Here is a 3,059-nt window from a genome sequence, read left to right on the forward strand (position 1 = left end):
GGCATTGCCAACGTAAAGGCATTTGTAAACGAAGCCTATGAAGCCACCCGTTATGATAAAATATTACGAAACGTAGTTGATATTGCTGTAAAGGGTGCCAAGTTTCGTGGAATTTTTGCATCGTTTATTGTATTTTGTTTATTCGGTACTTTTGTAGGCGTTATATGGTACGGATCGGTATTGGTTAGCCACGGAGAAATCATGGTAGGTGATTTAACCACCTTTATCATGTACTCCATATTTGTAGGCGCTGCAATGGGCAGTTTCCCCGACTTATATGCCAACTTACAAAAAGCAGTAGGTGCAAGTGAGCGTGTACTGGAGATATTAGCCGAAACCGGCGAAGATATCTCTATGGTTGAAAATAACAACCAGGTAGATCAACCCATCAAAGGAGATATATCTTTCGATAATGTGGTTTTTGCCTACCCGTCCCGCTCTGAGCTAACCATCTTAAAAGGTATTTCATTTGATGCTGCTGCCGGGCAAAAGGTAGCCATTGTTGGGCCAAGCGGTTCGGGCAAATCAACTATGGCTTCATTGATATTGCAGTTTTATCATCCGCAAAACGGAACAATTTTATTTGATGACCGACCGGCGTCAGATTATTCCATTACCGATATCCGTAACCAGGTTGCCATTGTTCCGCAGGATGTATTGTTGTTCGGGGGATCGATATTAGAGAACATTGCTTATGGCCGATTGAATGCATCCAAAGAGGATATTATACAGGCTGCCAAACGTGCAAACGCACATCAGTTTATTACCTCTTTCCCCGAAGGTTATGAAACCATTGTGGGTGAGCGTGGTGTAAAGCTTTCGGGCGGTCAGCGCCAGCGTATTGCTATCGCGAGGGCATTGTTAAAAAATCCATCGATATTGATTTTGGATGAAGCCACCTCATCGTTAGACTCGGAATCTGAACGTTTGGTTCAGGAAGCCTTGGAAGAGTTGATGAAAGATCGTACCTCTATCATCATCGCCCACCGCTTATCAACTATCCGCGAGGCAGATAAGATCATCGTACTGGAAAAAGGTGAGATCATCGAGAGCGGCAGCCACCAGGAACTTATCGGCAACGAACAGGGGCTTTATCGTTATTTAAGTCAGCTGCAATTTGAATCGCAGAGTAACTAATTCGTGATTATCTGTTACGGATTACCATTATTTAAATAAAAGTTCGGATATTAAACCGAAAACCTAAAAGGTATATAGAGGCTATGGTATATTGACTGTGGCCCATCGACTTATAAAATGAAATTAACGATACACGGAGCTGCCCAACAGGTAACCGGCAGCATGCATTTGCTGGAGGTTGACCAATATAAAATATTGATAGATTGCGGATTAGATTATGAGAAGGACCGCAGCATACAATCAAACGAAAACTTCCCCTTCAGGCCGGAAGAGATCGACGTGGTAATACTTACACATGCACACATTGATCACTCCGGTAATCTGCCCACCCTGGTAAGGTTAGGCTTTAACGGCCAAATATTGTGTACCCCTCCTACTGCTGATCTTACCGAGCTGCTGTTGCTTGATTCGGTAAGCATTTTCATGAATAAGGCAAATAAAGGAAACAGGAAACGCGGCAAAGGTAAATTTAACAATGGTAGTGGCCCGCAACCCTTATACCTGCAAAAGCATGTAATGGACACTGTTGACCGTTTTGTTACCATAGGCTTTAACCGTCCATTCCGGATAAATGGCAATATCGAACTTACTTTTATCCCGGTTGGTCACCTGTTAGGTGCAGCTGCGGCAGTTTTAAAAGTAATCGAAAATGGCGAAGAAAAGTCCATCGCCTTTACAGGCGATATCGGCAGAAAGAATTACCCGGTGCTCAACGATCCGCAGGAATTACCCCCGGTTGATTTCCTGGTATCAGAATCAACCTACGGTGGTCGTTACCATAGTAAAGGTAAATCCGTAGAGGACACGCTTATCGAAGTTATTGATAAAACCTGTGTAAGAGAGCAGGGCCGCTTAATTATTCCTGCATTTAGTATTGGGCGTACACAATCATTGGTGTATTCATTAAATAAGATCTTTACTGAAGGTTTGCTGCCACAGGTTAAGGTTTTTGTGGATAGCCCAATGGCTACCATGGCAACCGGCATCTTCCGCAAATATCACAGCCTGGTAAACCAGGAAGCACAGGATTTTTACAGGGATAAAGGCGATGAATTTGAGTTTGACAATCTTACTTATGTCGAAAACCTGAAAGATAGTCGCCAGATCTCGAACTACTATGAACCCTGTATCATCATCTCATCAGCCGGAATGCTGGAGGGCGGGCGTATCCAGGATCACCTTTTCTATAATATCCAGAATTATTATTGTACCATCCTGTTCATAGGCTATTGCGCCAAGGGAACTTTAGGTCACCGTTTATTGCGCGGCGATTCCATAGTTCACATTAAAGACCGTGAGCTGGCCGTTTACGCCACCATTAAACAAACCGATGTACTTAGCGCCCACGGCGATCACCAGGACCTGTTAGATAACGTAAAACAGCAGGATAAAGCAAAACTTAAGAGCGTATTCCTTGTCCACGGTGAAGGAGAAAGTATGAAGCTGCTGGCAAATTCTTTGGAGGAAGAAGGATATACGGTTACAGTACCGGAGAGGGACATAACGTACAATTTAATTTAACATGAATTTCACCAATGGACTCTAATTGTCACGAATTTTAGGAGTCGACAAGTTGGATAAATTGATGAGCCGACACTTCGGTCATGGAAATTATTTCTGCAACTCATATGAAGGCAACATTCAATTTGTAGAGTTGCATATCGCCGCCTAACGCGTGAGAGGCTGAAACATGCATGACTTGTTTTTAATTATATATGGCTTTATAAAAGCGAATGGCACGAACTCTTTTGGAATTCGTGCCATTTGTTTTTATTCGTAAAATTGGAGTCTGATTCAATTAGTGAAATTCGAACCAATTCGAGAGAATTCGTGTTTATGCTTTCTTAAAATGACCAATGATCAAATTAGCAAGCTCGGTACCTATTCTTTCCTGGGCCTCATTGGTGGCAGCGCCAATATGC

The 3,059-nt window shown here is 42.9% G+C and carries 2 protein-coding genes; both read left to right on the forward strand.

Annotation, left to right across the window (positions count from 1 at the left end; translation table 11 throughout):
- The coding region (locus AC1DPZ_RS24635) for an ABC transporter ATP-binding protein (protein ID WP_477408449.1) at positions 1–1,137 on the forward strand (1,137 nt) is incomplete at its 5' end.
- 117 nt (positions 1,138–1,254) lie between these two features.
- On the forward strand, positions 1,255–2,658 hold the full coding sequence (locus tag AC1DPZ_RS24640; protein ID WP_477408451.1) for an MBL fold metallo-hydrolase: 1,404 nt from the start codon (positions 1,255–1,257) through the stop codon (positions 2,656–2,658).
- Positions 2,659–3,059 lie beyond the last annotated feature (401 nt).

This window comes from Mucilaginibacter sp. P4_G9 (assembly GCF_056400985.1).

What these genes read in the sequence shown, in the direction of transcription:
- AC1DPZ_RS24640 (WP_477408451.1), top strand. Translation starts at nt 1,255, where the DNA reads ATGAAATTAACGATACACGGAGCTGCCCAACAGGTAACCGGCAGCATG.